Below are 16,735 nucleotides of genomic sequence, written 5' to 3' on the forward strand. Positions count from 1 at the left end.
GCTATCCACCTGGGATCTACTGCCATGACCACGACCATCGAGCACTACATCAACGACCAGCGCGTGTCCCGCGACGATCGCTATCAGGACGTCTACAACCCGGCCACCGGCGAAAAGACCGGGCGCGTCGCCCTGGCCAGTCGCCAGACCGTGTCCGAAGCCGTCGCCGCTGCCCAGGCCGCGTTCGCCGGTTGGGCCGACACGCCGCCGATCCGCCGTGCTCGCGTGCTGTTCGAATACCTGCACCTGCTGCGCGAACGCAAGGACGACCTGGCGCGCATCATCGTCGCCGAACACGGCAAGGTCTTTACCGACGCCCAGGGCGAAGTCGACCGTGGCATCGATATTTTGGAGTTCGCCTGCGGCATCCCCAACCTGCTCAAGGGCGAGCATTCCGACCAGGTGTCCCGTGGCATGGACAACTGGACAATGCGCCAACCGCTGGGCGTGGTGGCGGGCGTGACGCCGTTCAACTTCCCGGTGATGGTGCCGATGTGGATGTACCCGATCGCCATCGCGGCGGGCAACACCTTCATTCTCAAGCCAAGCCCCACCGACCCGAGCGCCTCGCTGTTCATGGCCGAACTGCTGCGTGAAGCCGGCCTGCCCAAAGGCGTGTTCAACGTGGTGCAGGGCGACAAGGAATCGGTGGACGCGCTGATCGAACACCCGGACGTCAAGGCTGTGAGCTTTGTCGGCTCCACGCCGATTGCGCAATACATCTACGAGACCGGTGCGCGCAACGGCAAGCGCGTGCAAGGCCTGGGCGGCGCAAAAAACCACATGGTGGTGATGCCCGACGCGGACATCGAAAAAACCGTCGACGCCTTGATGGGCGCCGCCTACGGCAGTGCCGGCGAGCGCTGCATGGCCATCTCGGTGGCGGTGTTGGTGGGCGATGTGGGTGACAAAGTCATCGCGGCGCTGACCGAACGCGCCAAGCACCTGCGCATCACCGACGGTCGCGACCTCAAGGCCGAGATGGGCCCGATTGTGTCCCGCGCCGCCCTGGAACGCATCAGCGGCTACATCGAACAAGGCGTGCAGGCCGGCGCGCAACTGCTGCTCGACGGGCGCGACTATGTACCCACCGAGGCAGGCCTGGAAAATGGCTTCTGGCTCGGCGCGACCCTGTTCGACCACGTGACCCAAGAGATGAGCATCTACCGCGAAGAAATCTTCGGCCCGGTACTGGCGTGTGTGCGTGTGAATGACTTTGCCGAGGCGATCAAGCTGGTCAACGATCACGAGTTCGGCAACGGCGTCAGCTGCTTTACCCGCGACGGCAACATCGCCCGCGAATTCGCACGGCGCATTGAAGTGGGCATGGTCGGCATCAACGTGCCGATCCCGGTGCCGATGGCCTGGCACGGCTTTGGCGGCTGGAAGAAAAGCCTGTTCGGCGACATGCATGCCTATGGCACCGAGGGCGTGCGCTTCTATACCAAGCAAAAGTCGATCATGCAGCGCTGGTCGGAAAGCATCGAGCAGGGCGCGGAGTTTGCGATGCCGGTGTCCAAATAACGGTCAAAAGAACACAGCAGGGCAAATGTGGGAGGGGCTTGCCCCCTCCCACTTTCGATTGTTTTCCACTTGAGGGTTGACGGTCGTGCGAATGCACAATACTGTATATAAACACAGTGTTTAAGCGCTGATCGACCAACACCGGCAACCTCAGTCCTGCCAGACACTGTGTGCAAGTTAACGGATTAACTTGATGCACAGGCTCGTTTTACCGAGCCATTTTTATTGATAGAGAGGGAACTCATGTCCTACCCAGAAAGCAAACTCACCGGTCTGATCGGTTTCGCCCAGGCGGCAAAAGTGACAGGTGGCTGGTCCGGCCCTGTGGTCAGTATCACCACGCTCGATCAACTCAAGGCCAATATCGGCGACACCACCCCACGGGTACTGGTGATCAACAGTAATATCTCGGCGTCGAGCCTGACCAAAGTCAACATGGGCGCCAACAAGACACTGATTGGCTCGTTCCAGAACCGTACCCTGGAGAATATTCACCTGCGTGCAACGGTGCAGTCGCAGAACATCATTCTGCAGAATCTTATCTTCAAGCATTCGGCAAGTATCAAGGCCAATGACGATATCCAGGTCTACTTGAACTACGGCAGCAAGTATTGGATCGACCATTGCTCTTTCGTCGGGCACAGCTGGTCCACCACGGACGGTAGCGAAGATAAACTACTGTATATCGGGGAAAAGGCCGATTATGCCACCATCAGCAACTGCTTCTTTGGCAGTCATAAGTATGGTCTGATCTTCGGTCACCCGGCGGATGATAACAATGCCGCGTTCAATGGTTACCCGCACCTGACGCTGTGCCATAACCGCTTCGACAATATGGAAGTGCGTGCGCCTGGCTTGATGCGTTACGGTTATTTTCATGTGTACAACAACTACACCAATAACTTTCACCTCGGTTTTACCCTGGCACAAAATGCCAATATCCTTTCTGAAAGTAATTACTTTGGCGAAGGCAGCCAAAATAAAGGAATGTTGGATGACAAGGGCAACGGGACCTTCACCGATATCAACAGTGTGCCGCCGATCACTAATCAGAAGTCGCCCAAGGCGCAGTGGACGGCCTCATCCAACTATGGCTATACCTTGAAGACCGCCGCACAAGCCAAGGATTTTACCCAGAAGAATGCCGGCGCCCAGTCGGTTGCACTGGTCTTTGGTAGTTGATTAGCTAGCTTTCTACTTAGTGATCACTTAATGCGGGTGCCACTGTATTTATATCAAGGATATAAATACAGTGATGGCCTTTCTAATCTAAATAATTCTTCATGTTGCGACAGGCAGACTTCCATGTTAAACCTTGTTTCGCACTTGCAGAGCCAACTATCCCTTGCTCTTTCAGTCACCATTAAGTTGCTGGCTGTCATGTGCTATTTAATCTTCGCTTGTCACTTAAGCGTCAGTAAAAGGACATCATCATGAAACATGCGAATCACACACCCACTCGCTGGACACGGGCCGATGCGCTGAAAGTTAATGAGAATGACCCGACGACGACACAGCCGTTAGTGAGTCCTGACTTTCCTGTCATGAGTGACACGGTCTTTATCTGGGACACCATGCCCTTGCGTGAACTGGATGGCACGGTGGTATCGGTCAATGGCTGGTCAGTGATCTTCACCCTGACGGCTGATCGTCGCCCCCATGATCCACAATTCATCAACGCCGATGGCCGTTACGACATCAAGCGCGACTGGGAAGACCGCCATGGTCATGCGCGTATCTGCTACTGGTACTCGCGCGCCGGTAAGGACTGGATCTTCGGCGGTCGTGTCATGGCCGAAGGGGTTTCGCCGACCACGCGTGAATGGGCGGGCACACCGATCCTGCTGAATAACAACGGTGATATCGACCTGTATTACACCTGCGTCACACCGGGCGCCACCATTGCCAAAGTCAGGGGCCAGGTGGTCACCTCGGATACCGGCGTGACCCTGCGGGGCTTTGATCAGGTCAAATCGTTGTTTGATGCCGACGGTATCTATTACCAAACCGAAGCGCAAAATTCGACTTGGAACTTTCGCGATCCTAGCCCCTTTATCGATCCAAAAGATGGCAGGTTGTTCATGGTGTTCGAAGGCAACGTTGCCGGCGAGCGCGGGACACACGAAGTAGGCCCGAATGAAATAGGCCTGGTGCCGCCCGGGCATGAAGATGTCGGCGGTGCGCGTTATCAGGTCGGCTGCATCGGCATTGCGGTGGCCAAAGACCTCAACGGTGACGAATGGGAGATTTTGCCACCGCTGGTGACCGCCGTTGGTGTGAACGACCAGACCGAACGGCCGCACTATGTGTTCCAGGACAACAAGTACTACCTGTTCACCATCAGTCACAAGTTCACCTACGCGGACGGCGTGACGGGCCCGGATGGCGTGTATGGTTTCGTCAGCGACCGGCTGTTCGGCCCTTACACACCGATGAACGCCTCCGGCCTGGTGCTCGGCAATCCGCCTTCGCAGCCCTTCCAGACATACTCCCACTGTGTAATGCCCAACGGCCTCGTGACATCGTTTATCGACAGTGTGCCCACCACTGGCGATGACTACCGTATCGGCGGCACCGAAGCGCCGACGGTCAGGATTGTGTTGAAGGGCGATCGTTCGTTTGTGCAGGAGGCTTATGACTATGGCTACATCCCGGCGATGCGCGATGTAGTGTTGAGCCAGTGACTGCCGTGCAATCGTCAGCCTGATCATCTGGTGTAAACCGATGCAAAAGTGGGAGGGGGCTTGCCTCCTCCCACTTTTTTAACCGCAATCCAGTTCGGTGGCCGAAGCACTGTCGAGCAAGCTGGCGGTGTAGAGCAGGGTGTGTCAGTGCGAGCATGTTTAATTGATGAATAAATAAACTAATGGATGGTTTAATTGGTGATGGGAATTTCCTTCGGATGGTATTCGTCTTACAAACGCAGCCTACAGTATTATCGGTAGGACTTAGTTGCTGGTTTGCTGGCGGTTTTTTTTTATCGTGCAGGAACGCTCTACAGTGAGCGTTTAAGATGTGTGATAAAAAATCATGAGGTGTTTTGGCTTGACAAATTTATGTGCGGATAAATAATTTAATCGCTTGCTTTAAAAGGTGTGAAATCATTTTTTTATAAAAACAAGGATGAAAATGATGGATGCTCAAAATTCAGTAAAAAACAGATCAAATGAAAGGCTCTCTAAGAATGAGATTTATAGAGTGTGCGAGGCCGGTTACAACGAGGTGGCTAATGCAATTGTCCGGCATGCCGCGCTTAGGGAACTTGAAAAATTCGGCGAGATTATCTCTGCTCGTCCTCTGACGCATCAGGGTATGGCCTTGTTTTTTGGCACCCTTTGGGCTTTTTTTAAAGACGTGCCTGCGGGAATCGTTGCGTTGGCTGCACGTGTTACGGATGAATGGATCAAGGAGGATATGTGGAATGGCACAGCCAAGGCTGCGCATATTCTTTATGCTTCGGTTGATGAGTATGGTCTGCACCAGCATAGTAAACATATGCTGCCTACCCATCATCAGATGTTTAAACAACTGACGACTCATCTGGGGCTTTCCGATGCTGATCTGTTTAATCCGTCTAACGTACTCCCAGAGGGTACTGCGATGGGGAATAACACGCATAGGATGTACCGCTCCGAGTTTTTGGGCGAAGCGTTGGGTTTTCATTTGGCTTCGGAAATGACCTCGTCCAGAGAGTTTCAGTACTTTCTTGAAGGGTTTAAAAAATACGCCCGTGAGTATGGCTTGGTGGATGAGGAAGACCCGGTCTTGGCGTTCTTCGCTATCCACTGCGAAGTCGAACCCATGCACGTAGCGACCGGGCGGGAGATCGTAATTTCATACTTGGAGAAAAACCCAGGTATCGCTCCACAAGCCATGCGCGGTGCGATGGCATTCATGGACGGTTTTGAACATATGTTTTCGGCACTTAATCGTCGCCTTGCCGACCCGCAGAGTCTTTGAATTCTGGAGATTGTCTACATGTATAAGTCTTATGAGTGTCAGATCTGTCACTACGTTTATTCCGAGGCATTGGGTGAGCTTCTAGTCGACGTTGAGGCAGGAACAAGGTGGGGCGAGCTAGACGACAATTTTCAGTGTCCGCACTGTCGGGCAAAGAAAAAAATGTTCAGAGAGATTGTGAGGTAAATGCACGACTTTCTGAGTGCAATGCTATTTTCGACACTGCTTTCAATAAGCGTTGGACCGATAGCCTTGATCATTCTAAGGCAGTCCATCGTCTTTGGCTTTCGCAGTGCATTGCCCGCAGCCCTGGGGGCGGCAGTTGCCGACGCGGTATTTGCAGCTGTCGCCTTTACAGGCTTGAAGGTGGTCGAAGCATTTTGGGTCGCCAATCATCAGCTATTGACGTGGGGAGCGATTGCCTACCTCCTTTATCTTGGTGTTACCACATTCAAGAACGCTGCTGGCACGATGCAGATAACGTGCACCGCAGGATTTGTACCGGTCTTTTTACTGACGTTGACTAGCCCGTTCACCATTGCGGCGATTTCTTCCTATGCCATCGCCAGCGGCGCCCAGCTTCAGGGGCAGGGAATCTACTGGAATTTGCTGGGTGTTCTAGTGGGCTCGTTTCTCGGGCAAATGTTGTATGCAGCAGGGGGTGGGGGGATGAAGAAGCTGTTTGCTGAACGTTCAGGTTTTGGTGTGCTCAATCGAGCGAGCGGGGTGTGTCTGATTGGATTTGCGGGCTGGCAGATGGCTTGTGCTCTATCGCTATAGGCTTGCCCCCGATGGCGGTGGATGAGTCAGCTAGAGGTAAGCTGACTCATCCACCGCCATCGGGGCGAGCCACCTCCCACATTAATCCTGCGTTCCTAGCGCCGACCTGTGCGGGTACTCACATCCACCCAAACCGCCAACACCAGAATGCTGCCCTTCACGATCATCTGCCAGTAACTGTCCACATCCAGCATCGACATGCCGTTATCCAGGCTGGTAATCACCAGCGCCCCGAGCAACGCGCCATACACCGTGCCCGAGCCGCCGCGCATCGATGTGCCGCCAATAAAGCACGCGGCGATGGCATCCAACTCGCCCATGCTCCCCGCCGACGGCGAGCCGGCAGCCAGGCGCGCAGTGTTGACCAACCCAGCGAGCGCACACATCACGCCCATGATGCCGAAGATCCACAGCTTCACCGCCTGCACGTTGATGCCCGACAGGCGCGTGGCTTCCATATTGCTGCCCACCGCATACACGCGGCGGCCGAACACGGTCTGGCTGGTGACGTAGCTGAATACACCGAGCAGTACCAGCAACAGCAGCACCGGCACGGGGATGCCGTCGTAGCTGTTGAGGGTGGTGACGAACCCGGCCAGCACCGCGCCGATCACCACCACGCGCAACACATCACGCACCCATGAATGCGCCGCCAGGCCATGCAGTGCGCGGTTGCGCCGTTGTTTCCAGGTGAGGAACAGGGTCAGGGCAAACAGTAAGACACCGAGGCCGATCCCGACCGAATGGGGCAAATACCCTTGGCCCACATACACCAAGGAAGGCGACACCGGCGCAATGGTGGTACCGCCCGTGATCCCCAGGAGAATCCCGCGAAACGCCAACATCCCGCCCAGGCCAACGATAAACGACGGGATACGCAGGTAGGCCGTCATGTAGCCGTTGGCCAACCCGATCATCAAGCCGCACAGGGCAACCAGGCTCAGGTTCGCCAACAGCGGCACGTGATACACCACGTCCAAGATCGCCGCCAACCCGCCCAGCAAGCCGAGCAACGAGCCCACCGACAAATCGATCTCGCCACTGATGATCACCAGCACCATGCCGCACGCCAGGATCCCGGTGATCGACATCTGCCGCAGCAGGTTGGACAGGTTGCGCGGCGTGAGGAAGCCACCCTCGGTCTGCCAGCTGAAAAACAGCCAGATCACCGCGACGACGATCACCAGGGCAAGCATTTTGTAGCGGGTAAACAGCTGTTTGAGCTGATTCATCTACGCGGTCTTCCGATCATTATTATTGTGTTGGCTGAGCGCCGCGGCGAGCACCTGTTCCTGGGTGAGTCCCTCGTTGATGAAGTCGCCGCGCAACTGGCCGTCGCCGATCACCAGCACGCGGTTGGACACGCCGAGCACTTCGGCCAGTTCCGAGGAGACCATGATGATCGACACCCCCTCGGCCGCCAGCGCGCCCATCAGTTTATAGATCTCATACTTGGCGCCCACGTCCACCCCGCGTGTGGGCTCATCGAGGATCAGCACGCGGGGCTTGGCCATGAGCATTTTCGCCAGTACGGCCTTTTGCTGGTTGCCACCGGACAGGCTGGTGATCGGCAGGAACGGGCTGGCGGTCTTGAGGTGCAGGCGCGCGATCTGCTGGTCGATGCTGCCCAGTTCGGCTTCGGCGTCGATGCGCGTCAGGTGGGCGTAGGTGTCGAGCACCGCCAGGGTGATGTTCTGGCCCACGCCGAAGTCGGGAATGATGCCCTGGCGCTTGCGGTCCTCGGGCACCATGCACAGCCCGGCGCGGATCGATTTGAGCGGGGTGCGCGTGTCGATCACCTGGCCGTCCAGCCACACCTCGGCGCTGTAGCGGCCGGGGTAGGCGCCGAACAGCGCCGACACCAGTTCCGTGCGCCCGGCGCCGACCAACCCGGCAATGCCGAGGATTTCCCCGCGCTTGAGCACAAAGGACACATCGTCCACGCGCTTGCGCCTGGGGTTGTCGACGTCGTAGCAGGTGACGTTGCGCGCTTCGAAAATCACCTCGCCTACCGCATGGGGCTCGGTGGGGTAGAGGTTGCTCATCTCGCGGCCGACCATTTGGGTGATGATCTGCGCAATGTCCATGTCGGCCATGGCGGTGGTCGCGATGTGCTTGCCGTCGCGGATTACCGCAACGGTGTCGCATACCGCCGCCACTTCGTCGAGCTTGTGCGAGATGTACACGCAGGCCACGCCCTTGGCCTTGAGACCGCGGATGATATCCAGCAGCACCTCGATTTCCGAGCGGGTCAGGGCCGAGGAGGGCTCGTCGAGAATCAGCAGCCGCGCCTGTTTGTTCAGGGCCTTGGCGATTTCCACCAGCTGCTGGTAACCGCCGCCGTACTGCGACACCGGCAGCGCCACGTTCATGTCCGGCACCTTGAGCTCGCGCATCAAGGCTTCGGCGCGGTGGAACATCGCCGGGTAGTTCATGCGCCCGCCCGGCAGGGTCAGTTCATGACCCATGAAGATGTTTTCGGCCACCGACAGGTCGGGCACCAGGGTCAGTTCCTGGTGGATGATCACGATACCGGCCGCTTCGGTTTCGCTGATCGACTGGGCCTTGAGCGGCTGCCCGTCCCAGAGAATTTCGCCGTCCCAGGTGCCGTGGGGATACACCGCCGACAGCACCTTCATCAAGGTGGATTTACCGGCGCCGTTCTCGCCGCACAGGCCGACGCATTCCCCCGGCCGCACCTTGATATCGATGCCGTCCAGCGCGTTGACACCGCCAAAGCGTTTGACGATGCCGTTCATTTGCAGTAGGTAGTCGGCCATGGCGCTTACTGCCCGGCCATCTGCTCTTTGGTGTAGAACCCGTCTTTCTCCAACAGGTCGATATTGGCCTTGGTCAGCGGGGTCGGGGTGAGCAGGATGGTGTCGACCTGTTTGCTGCCATTGTCGTACTGCGAGCTGTAGGTGGGTTTCTCGTTACGTGCCAGTTGCACCGAGAGTTTGGCGGCTTCGGTGGCGATCAGCTTGAGCGGCTTGTACACGGTCATGGTCTGGGTGCCGTCGATCACGCGCTTGATGGCCGCGAGGTCGGCGTCCTGGCCGGAGATCGGCACCTTACCCGCCAGTTTCTGCGCGGCCAGGGCCTGGATCGCGCCGCCGGCGGTGGCGTCGTTGGAGGCGACGATGGCGTCGATCTTGTTGTTATTGCGGGTCAGGGCATTCTCCACGATGCTCAGGGCCTCGGTGGGGTTCCATTCCTTCACCCATTGCTGGCCAACCACCTTGATATCGCCCTTGTCGATGGCCGGTTGCAGCACCTTCATCTGGCCTTCGCGCAGCACCTTGGCGTTGTTGTCGGTGGGCGCGCCGCCGAGCAGGAAGTAGTTGCCCTTGGGCGCCGCTTGCAGCACGCCGCTGGCCTGCATTTCGCCGACTTTTTCGTTATCGAAGGAGATGTAGGCGTCGATGTCCGCATTTAGGATCAGGCGGTCATAGGACACCACCTTGATCCCGGCTTTCTTGGCTTCGGCGACGGCGTTGGTGAGCACGGTGGCGTTGAACGGCACGATGACGATCACATCGACGCCACGGGAAATCAGGTTTTCGATCTGCGAGATCTGTTTTTGCTCGTTGGCATCGGCCGATTGCACGAAGACCTTGGCGTCGAGTTTTTCTGCGGCGGCGATGAAGTAATCGCGGTCGCGGGACCAGCGTTCCAGGCGCAGGTCATCGATGGAAAAACCGATCTTCGGGTGGGCTGAGTCGGCCAGGACCGGCAGGGCGAGCAAGGCCAGGGCAGTGGCGATGAGGGTGCGTTTCATGGTTGTGCGTCCTTTTATTGTTGTTGGAAAGACAGTGGCGAAACGGGTTTTTTGTTGTGAGCGGTTCTGTTGTGGCGAGCGGGCTTGCTGTGGTGAGCGGGCTTGCCCCGCGTTGGGGCGCGAAGCGGCCCCTTTCCCGGCAACATGTTTTCACCTGGCACACCGAGGCGCCTGGTTTTGGGGCTGCTTCGCAGCCCAACGCGGGGCAAGCCCGCTCGCCACAACAAGCCAGCTCGCCACAAAAAAAGCCCGCTCGCCACAAAAAAAGCCCGCATGTCACACAGTCACCGGTAGATAAAGCGATTCACAATACCTTCCAGCATCTCCTGCCGACCACTCACCGCCTGCGGGTTCAACTCCTGCGCAAAGGCATGCTCGGCCAGGGATTCCAGGCTGAATTCCCCCGCCAGCACCGCCTGGCCCAGCGGTTGCTGCCAGCCGGCGTAACGCTGGTCCTTGAACTGCTGCAACCGGTCGTTCTCGACCATGGCCGCCGCCCGCTCCAGCGCCAGCGCCAACACATCCATCGCCGCCACATGTCCGTGGAACAGGTCCACCTCATCAAGGCTCTGGCGGCGTACCTTGGAATCGAAATTGTAGCCGCCATTCTTGAAACCCCCGGCCTTGAGGATTTCATAGGTGGCCAGGGTCATTTCCTCGACGCTGTTGGGGAACTGGTCGGTGTCCCAGCCGTTCTGCGGGTCGCCACGGTTGGCGTCGATGCTGCCGAAAATCCCCAGGGACACAGCAGTGGCGATCTCATGATGAAAACTGTGCCCGGCCAGGGTCGCGTGGTTGGCCTCGATGTTCACCTTGATCTCATGCTCCAGCCCGAACTCATGCAGGAAGCCGAACACCGTGGCGCTGTCGTAATCGTATTGGTGCTTGGTCGGCTCCTGGGGCTTGGGCTCGATCAGCAGGTCGCCGGTGAAGCCGATCTTGTGTTTGTGCTCCACCACCATGCGCATAAAGCGCCCGAGCTGTTCGCGCTCGCGCTTGAGGTCGGTGTTGAGCAGGGTTTCATAGCCTTCACGACCGCCCCACAGCACATAGTTGGCGCCCTTGAGCCGCAGCGTCGCGTTCATCGCACTGAACACCTGGGCGGCGGCGTAGGCAAACACCTCCGGGTCCGGGTTGCTCGCGGCGCCGGCGGCAAAGCGCGGGTTGCTGAAGCAGTTGGCGGTGCCCCACAGCAGTTTGATGCCTGTCTGTTCCTGATGGCGTTCCAGGTGGTCGACCATCTGCGCAAAGTGATTGCGGTATTCCTTGAGCGACCTGCCTTCGGGGGCGACATCCGTGTCGTGAAAGCTGTAGTAGTCGATGCCCAGCTTGGAGAAAAACTCGAAGGCCGCGTCCGCCTTGCCGATGGCCAGTTCCATCGGGTCGCCACTGCGCTGCCATGGCCGCTTGAACGTGCCCACGCCAAACATATCCGCCCCTGGCCACACGAAGGTGTGCCAATAGCAGGCCGCCATGCGCAGGTGCTCGCGCATCGGTTTGCCGAGGATGATTTTGTTGGCGTCGTAATGGCGAAAGGCGAGGGGTGAGTCGCTGCTGGGGCCTTCGAAGCGAACCTTCTCGACACCGGGGAAGTACGGCATGGCGTTTTCCTTATTGTTCTTAGCGGTGTCTGGATACTAGCAACGGCACCTGGCCTGCTGATTATGAAAATCACCAACGGACAGTGCGATTTTGCGCGGCAGGGGCTAGGCTGTTGCGACCGGCCCCAGGACAACAACAATGAAAACCCTACCGCCCGTGCACCGCATCGCCTTGCTGTTCAACGGCAGCAAAATCTACGACCGCGGCATCATCGCCGGCATCGGCAATTACCTGAGCAGCACCCGCGCTTCCTGGGACTTGTTCCTCGAGGAGGACTTCCTGTGCCGCCTCAAAGGTATCGAGCGCTGGCAGGGCGACGGCATCATTGCCGACTTCGATGACCCACTGATCGGCGAGGCGCTGGCCGGCAGCAAGGTGCCGGTGGTGGCGGTGGGCGGATCCTATGAAGATGCACGCGCCTACCCCAAGGGCATCCCCTATGTGGCCACCGACAACGCGGCCTTGATGAAACTGGCCTACGAGCATCTGATCGAGGCTGGAGTGACGCGGTTTGCCTGTTTCAGCCTGCCCGAAGCCCAGGCCAATCGCTGGGCCCAGGAGCGCGAAAAGGCCTTCAAGCGGCTGCTGCAACGCGATGGCTTGCCAGTGCAGATCTATCGCGGCCTGGGCACCAGCGCGCCGCTGTGGGACAGCGCGGTGGAGCAGCAGATCGCCTGGCTGCAAAGCCTGCCCAAGCCCATCGGGATTATCGCGGTCACCGACGCCCGCGCCCGGCAACTGCTGCAAGCCTGTCTCACCGCCGGCATCGCGGTGCCGGAAGAGGTGGCGCTGATCGGTATCGACAATGACCCACTGACCCGCACCCTCACACGCGTGCCGTTGAGCTCGGTGATCCAGGGCACCGAAACCATGGGCCGCACCGCCGCCGCGCTGTTGCACCAGATGCTGCATGGCAAGCCTTGTACGGGTACGCAGGTGCTGGTGCCGCCGGATGCGATCAACGTGCAGGCGTCGAGCCTGCACCAACCCTTGGGCAACCCTTATGTGATGCAGGCGTTGCTGTTTATCCGTCAGTACGCCTGCCAGGGCATCAAGACCGCCCAGGTGGCGGCTTATGTCGGGGTGTCGCGTTCATCGCTGGAGTCGCACTTTCGCAAGGCGCGCGGATGCAGCGTGCACGATGAGATCCTGCGTTTCAAACTCGCCAGCGCCGCCAAGGGCTTGCAGGGCAACCACCTGGCGATCGCCGATATCGCCCAGCAGTGCGGCTTCAAGTCGGCGCAGTACCTGCACACCGTGTTCCGTCGCGAGTTTGGCTGCACGCCACGGGAATACCAGCACAGCCATTAGAAACTTTGCAGGCATCGCCCATTCGCCGCTGGACTTGCACCGTACAGACTAGGGAGAATGGTTTTTTGTGGCGTAAATGGAAGCTCCCATGACCGACAGTGCCCAGCGTGCCGCCAGCGACATCGACCTGATGACCGAAGTGGCCATGCTTTATTACCTCGACAACATCACCCAGGAAGCCATTGCCAAGCGCTTCGACCTGTCGCGGGTCAAGGTCAGCCGCTTGCTCAAGCGCGCCCGTGATGAAGGGGTGGTGGAGGTGCGGGTGTTGCAGCATCCGGCCCTGAACACGGAGTTGGAGCAGGCGCTGGTCGAGCGTTTCCAGTTGGACCGCGCCTTGATCGCGGTCGACCACGGCGACCCCGACACCCAGCGCTCGGCCGTGGCCAGCCTGGTGGCCAACTACCTGAACAAGACCCTCAGCGACGGCATGATCGTCGCCGTCGGCATGGGCCGCAACGTGGGCGCCGTGGCCGAGAACGTGTTCCTGCCGGTGACGCGCAACTGCACCTTCGTTTGCGCCATCGGCGGCTCGCTCAAGGCCGGCGAATACATGAACCCCGACCATATCTGCCGGCGCCTGGCCCTGCGTTTCGGCGCCGAGAGCGAAACCCTGTACGCCCCGGCCCTGGTGGCCAACCCGGAACTGCGCAGCGTGCTGATCAACAACGACACCGTGCGCTCCACCCTCGACCGTGCGCGCCGCGCCGATATCGCCTTGATCGGCATCGGCGACATGAGCGAGAACAGCAACATGGTGCGCATGGGCTGGTTCTCGCCCCAGGAAATCGCCCAGGCCCGGGTGTCCGGTACGGTCGGTGACATGATGGGCTACGACTTCATCGACATCCACGGCCAGCCGGCGGTCAACGCCATGCAGGGCCGCGTGATCGGGCTGTCGGTACAGGAGCTGGTGCGCATTCCCGACGTGGTAGCGATTGCCAGCGAAAATACCAAGGCGGCGGCCACCCTCGGTGCGTTGCGCTCCGGGGTGATCAACACCCTGGCGACGACCGTGTCGAATGCCTACACGATCCTTGCCCTGGATGATGCAACGCGCCGCTAGGTGACATCTTGTATGTGGTGAGCCCGCTTGTTGTGGTGAACAGGCTTGTTGTGGCGAGCGGGCTTTCTGTGGTGAGCGGGCTTGTTGTGGTGAGCGGGCTTGCCCCGCGTTGGGTGGCGAAGCCGCCCCAATCCAGGCACCGCATTTATTCAGTTAGAACTCATTGACAGGTTCTGGGGCCGCTTCGCAGCCCAGCGCGGGGCAAGCCCGCTCGCCACAACAAGCCCGCTCGCCACAGAAAGCCGGCTCACAACTACCCGACCAACCGCGCCTCAACCGATTCGGCCAGGTTGGTCAGGATCAGGCAGCACGACACCGCGCCCGCATCCAATACCCCCAGGGAGCGCTCCCCCAGGCGGCTGGCACGGCCGATCTTGGCCACCAGGTCGCGGGTGGAATCACGGCCCTGGGAGGCGGCTCTTTTCATTCGGTGCAACGCTTCGCGGAACGTCGCGCCGCTGGCCTGGGCCTGTTCAAACGCTTCCACCGCCGGGATCAACGTATCCATCAGGCACTTGTCACCCACACCCGCATCGCTGATGTCCTGCAGTGAAGTCAGGCCGCCACGCAGCAGCCTGGCGAAGGTCGCCCCGTCGATGCTGTCGTGGCCGCGCACTTCGTCGGCCATGCCGATAAACAGGCTGCCGTAAAGCGGACCCATGGAGCCGCCGATGCCTTCCATCAACGCCAGGGTCAGTTCGTCCAGCGCCTCGGCCAGGGACAGTTCGCGGCCCTCCAGGGTCTTGCCGCAGCGCGAGAACCCCTTGGCCATGTTGATGCCGTGGTCGCCGTCGCCGATGGCGCCGTCCACTTCACTGAGGTATTCGCGGTTGGCAACGATGATCGACACCAGGTTGGTGACAATGGCGCTGCCGGTGTTGCTCGAGAAATGTTCGCGCATGCTTCACTCCGACTGGGTCATGCCGATGGAGCGGCAAGGTTGGTCGATCAGGCGGCTCAGCTCGGCGTCGAGGCCAAGCAGGGTCAGGGTCACGCCCATCATTTCCAGGGACGTGAAGTAGTTGCCCACGTAACAGCGGTGTATGCGCAGGCCCTTGGCGCGCAGTTGGCGCTCGACCTCGGCGTAGAAAATATACAGCTCCATCACCGGCGTGGCGCCCAGGCCCGAGACCAGCACCACCACGCTCTGGTCCTGGGTGAAGTCGCGGTCGGCCAGGATCGGCGCAAGCATGCGCTCGGCCATGGCGGCGGCGGACTCCACCGGCACCACTTCGATACCCGGTTCGCCATGGTGGCCGATGCCCAGTTCCATCAGGCCGTCGGCAATCTGGAAGTTGGGTTTGCCCACCGCCGGAATGGTGCAGGGCGTGAGCCCCACGCCGATGGAGCGACAATGGTCCACGGCCTTCTGTGCCACGCGGATCACGCCGTCGAGGTCGTAGCCCTGGGCGGCGGCGGCACCGCCGATCTTCCACATGAAAATCTCGCCGGCCACGCCGCGTCGCTTGGCGATATCCGCAGGCGGGGCGGAGGCCACGTCGTCGTTGGCGACCACGGTGCGGATGTTCATGGCTTTGCTGGCGGCCATTTTCATCGCCAGCTTCACGTTCATGTTGTCGCCGGCATAGTTGCCATACAGGCATGCCACGCCCGCGCCCTGGTCGGCGGCACGGAACGCGTCGAAGAAGCTCTTGGCGGTGGGCGAAGAGAAGATCTCGCCCACCGCCACCGCATCCACCAGCCCCGGTCCGACATAGCCGAGAAACGCCGGCTCATGCCCCGAACCGCCGCCGGTGACGATGCCCACCTGGCCGGCCGGTGAGAGGGTGCGCTTGCCGATGACCCGTGGATTGCTCTCGTACTGCACCAGTTCAGGGTGCGCGAGGAGGATGCCCGCGAGCATGTCCTCGACCACCAGGTCCGGATCATTGATGACTCGATTCATAGGGTGTTTCCTTGTTCTTATTCGTCTGGAATCGGTTTACTGAATGCTGTAGCCGCCGTCGATCACCACGTTTTCGCCGGTGATCATCTTGGCCGCGTCGCTGACCAGGTAGAGCACCAGGCCGGCGATTTCTTCCGGCTGGGCGAAGCGCCCCACCGGGATCTGCAATTTGGCCCGTTCGCCCAGTTCGCCCGCCCAGGCTTTCTTGCCCAGCGCGGTTTCGACGATGGTTGGCGACACGGCGTTGACGTTGATGCCGTGGGGCGCCCATTCCATAGCCAGTACCTTGGTCATGCCGACCACGGCAGCCTTGCTCGCGCAGTAGGCCACATGCCGGTCCAGGCCGATGACGGCGGCCTGGGAGGCGAGGTTGACGATACGCCCGCCGCCTTGCTCGATCATGTACCGGGCACAGGCCTGCGCCATGAAGAAGCTGGCCTTGAGGTTGATATCCAGGGTGGTGTCCCAGGCGTTTTCATCTACGTCCAGGGCTTTGTCGAGCAGCGCGACCCCCGCGCTGTTGACCAGGTAATCGATGCGCCCGAGCCCGGCAGCGGCCTGGTCGACGGCGGCCTGCAGCGAATCGAGCTGGCGCAGGTCAGCCACCAGCCCCACATGACCCGCGCCGAGGCTGGCAGCCACTTCGACCACCGCCGGGTCACGGTCCAGCAACGCCACCCGGGCGCCGCGCTCCACCAGCAACTGGGCACAGGCCAGGCCGATACCGGCGGCGCCCCCGGTGATCACGGCGCAACGGCCGGTGAGGTCGAACGCCTGGTTCCAGAAATTGGACATTGCACACACTCCA

Annotated in this window: 14 protein-coding genes; 7 read left to right on the forward strand and 7 right to left on the reverse strand. The window is 59.8% G+C overall.

Annotation, left to right across the window (positions count from 1 at the left end; genetic code table 11):
- The first annotated feature begins 24 nt into the window (after positions 1–24).
- The 5 genes from M2497_RS12155 to M2497_RS12175 all read left to right on the forward strand — a co-directional run bounded on the left by M2497_RS12155 (position 25) and on the right by M2497_RS12175 (position 6,264).
- Positions 25–1,524: a CoA-acylating methylmalonate-semialdehyde dehydrogenase gene (locus M2497_RS12155; protein ID WP_248487718.1), complete on the forward strand. Its 1,500-nt coding sequence runs from the start codon at positions 25–27 to the stop codon at positions 1,522–1,524.
- 243 nt (positions 1,525–1,767) lie between these two features.
- Positions 1,768–2,706, forward strand: a complete 939-nt coding sequence (locus M2497_RS12160; protein ID WP_248487719.1) for a polysaccharide lyase — start codon at positions 1,768–1,770, stop codon at positions 2,704–2,706.
- A gap of 251 nt (positions 2,707–2,957) precedes the next feature.
- On the forward strand, positions 2,958–4,208 hold the full coding sequence (locus M2497_RS12165; protein WP_248487720.1) for a glycoside hydrolase family 68 protein: 1,251 nt from the start codon (positions 2,958–2,960) through the stop codon (positions 4,206–4,208).
- A 448-nt stretch (positions 4,209–4,656) separates the two neighbouring features.
- Positions 4,657–5,484, forward strand: a complete 828-nt coding sequence (locus M2497_RS12170; RefSeq protein WP_058427036.1) for an iron-containing redox enzyme family protein — start codon at positions 4,657–4,659, stop codon at positions 5,482–5,484.
- 186 nt (positions 5,485–5,670) lie between these two features.
- Entirely contained in the window at positions 5,671–6,264 is a 594-nt protein-coding gene (locus tag M2497_RS12175) for a LysE family transporter (RefSeq protein WP_071491489.1), read from the forward strand.
- 95 nt (positions 6,265–6,359) lie between these two features.
- On the opposite strand, the gene M2497_RS12180 is transcribed toward M2497_RS12175, so the two are convergent.
- The 4 genes from M2497_RS12180 to xylA form a co-directional block, all read right to left on the reverse strand.
- The gene (locus M2497_RS12180; protein ID WP_248487721.1) at positions 6,360–7,496 is read right to left on the reverse strand and encodes a sugar ABC transporter permease; all 1,137 of its coding nucleotides are present in this window, start codon (positions 7,494–7,496) and stop codon (positions 6,360–6,362) included.
- Positions 7,497–9,044, reverse strand: coding sequence for a D-xylose ABC transporter ATP-binding protein (gene xylG / locus M2497_RS12185; protein WP_248487722.1), 1,548 nt, complete (start codon positions 9,042–9,044; stop codon positions 7,497–7,499).
- 5 nt (positions 9,045–9,049) lie between these two features.
- Entirely contained in the window at positions 9,050–10,042 is a 993-nt protein-coding gene (gene xylF / locus M2497_RS12190; RefSeq protein WP_248487723.1) for a D-xylose ABC transporter substrate-binding protein, read from the reverse strand.
- 284 nt (positions 10,043–10,326) lie between these two features.
- Complete coding sequence (gene xylA, locus M2497_RS12195; RefSeq protein WP_248487724.1) at positions 10,327–11,643, reverse strand: xylose isomerase; 1,317 nt, start codon at positions 11,641–11,643, stop codon at positions 10,327–10,329.
- A 139-nt stretch (positions 11,644–11,782) separates the two neighbouring features.
- Here xylA and M2497_RS12200 point away from each other — a divergent pair, with 139 nt between their 5' ends.
- On the forward strand, positions 11,783–12,955 hold the full coding sequence (locus M2497_RS12200) for a XylR family transcriptional regulator (protein WP_058427030.1): 1,173 nt from the start codon (positions 11,783–11,785) through the stop codon (positions 12,953–12,955).
- A gap of 88 nt (positions 12,956–13,043) precedes the next feature.
- A complete protein-coding gene (locus M2497_RS12205) occupies positions 13,044–14,021 on the forward strand; it encodes a sugar-binding transcriptional regulator (RefSeq protein ID WP_071491483.1) in 978 nt (325 codons plus the stop codon).
- A gap of 253 nt (positions 14,022–14,274) precedes the next feature.
- Here the strand turns inward: M2497_RS12205 and dhaL are convergent, their stop codons facing one another.
- The 3 genes from dhaL to M2497_RS12220 are packed head-to-tail and all read right to left on the reverse strand — an operon-like array spanning position 14,275 to position 16,722.
- Entirely contained in the window at positions 14,275–14,922 is a 648-nt protein-coding gene (gene dhaL / locus M2497_RS12210; RefSeq protein WP_248487725.1) for a dihydroxyacetone kinase subunit DhaL, read from the reverse strand.
- 3 nt (positions 14,923–14,925) lie between these two features.
- Entirely contained in the window at positions 14,926–15,927 is a 1,002-nt protein-coding gene (locus M2497_RS12215; RefSeq protein ID WP_248487726.1) for a dihydroxyacetone kinase subunit DhaK, read from the reverse strand.
- 36 nt (positions 15,928–15,963) lie between these two features.
- The gene (locus tag M2497_RS12220) at positions 15,964–16,722 is read right to left on the reverse strand and encodes an SDR family oxidoreductase (protein WP_248487727.1); all 759 of its coding nucleotides are present in this window, start codon (positions 16,720–16,722) and stop codon (positions 15,964–15,966) included.
- Between the last annotated feature and the right edge of the window lie 13 nt (positions 16,723–16,735).

This window comes from Pseudomonas sp. CYM-20-01 (assembly GCF_023169845.1).
In the GTDB taxonomy this organism is placed as follows: Bacteria; Pseudomonadota; Gammaproteobacteria; order Pseudomonadales; family Pseudomonadaceae; genus Aquipseudomonas; species Aquipseudomonas azotoformans.

What these genes read in the sequence shown, in the direction of transcription:
- M2497_RS12155 (WP_248487718.1), top strand. Translation starts at nt 25, where the DNA reads ATGACCACGACCATCGAGCACTACATCAACGACCAGCGCGTGTCCCGC.
- M2497_RS12160 (WP_248487719.1), top strand. Translation starts at nt 1,768, where the DNA reads ATGTCCTACCCAGAAAGCAAACTCACCGGTCTGATCGGTTTCGCCCAG.
- M2497_RS12165 (WP_248487720.1), top strand. Translation starts at nt 2,958, where the DNA reads ATGAAACATGCGAATCACACACCCACTCGCTGGACACGGGCCGATGCG.
- M2497_RS12170 (WP_058427036.1), top strand. Translation starts at nt 4,657, where the DNA reads ATGGATGCTCAAAATTCAGTAAAAAACAGATCAAATGAAAGGCTCTCT.
- M2497_RS12175 (WP_071491489.1), top strand. Translation starts at nt 5,671, where the DNA reads ATGCACGACTTTCTGAGTGCAATGCTATTTTCGACACTGCTTTCAATA.
- M2497_RS12180 (WP_248487721.1), bottom strand. Translation starts at nt 7,496, where the DNA reads ATGAATCAGCTCAAACAGCTGTTTACCCGCTACAAAATGCTTGCCCTG.
- xylG (WP_248487722.1), bottom strand. Translation starts at nt 9,044, where the DNA reads ATGGCCGACTACCTACTGCAAATGAACGGCATCGTCAAACGCTTTGGC.
- xylF (WP_248487723.1), bottom strand. Translation starts at nt 10,042, where the DNA reads ATGAAACGCACCCTCATCGCCACTGCCCTGGCCTTGCTCGCCCTGCCG.
- xylA (WP_248487724.1), bottom strand. Translation starts at nt 11,643, where the DNA reads ATGCCGTACTTCCCCGGTGTCGAGAAGGTTCGCTTCGAAGGCCCCAGC.
- M2497_RS12200 (WP_058427030.1), top strand. Translation starts at nt 11,783, where the DNA reads ATGAAAACCCTACCGCCCGTGCACCGCATCGCCTTGCTGTTCAACGGC.
- M2497_RS12205 (WP_071491483.1), top strand. Translation starts at nt 13,044, where the DNA reads ATGACCGACAGTGCCCAGCGTGCCGCCAGCGACATCGACCTGATGACC.
- dhaL (WP_248487725.1), bottom strand. Translation starts at nt 14,922, where the DNA reads ATGCGCGAACATTTCTCGAGCAACACCGGCAGCGCCATTGTCACCAAC.
- M2497_RS12215 (WP_248487726.1), bottom strand. Translation starts at nt 15,927, where the DNA reads ATGAATCGAGTCATCAATGATCCGGACCTGGTGGTCGAGGACATGCTC.
- M2497_RS12220 (WP_248487727.1), bottom strand. Translation starts at nt 16,722, where the DNA reads ATGTCCAATTTCTGGAACCAGGCGTTCGACCTCACCGGCCGTTGCGCC.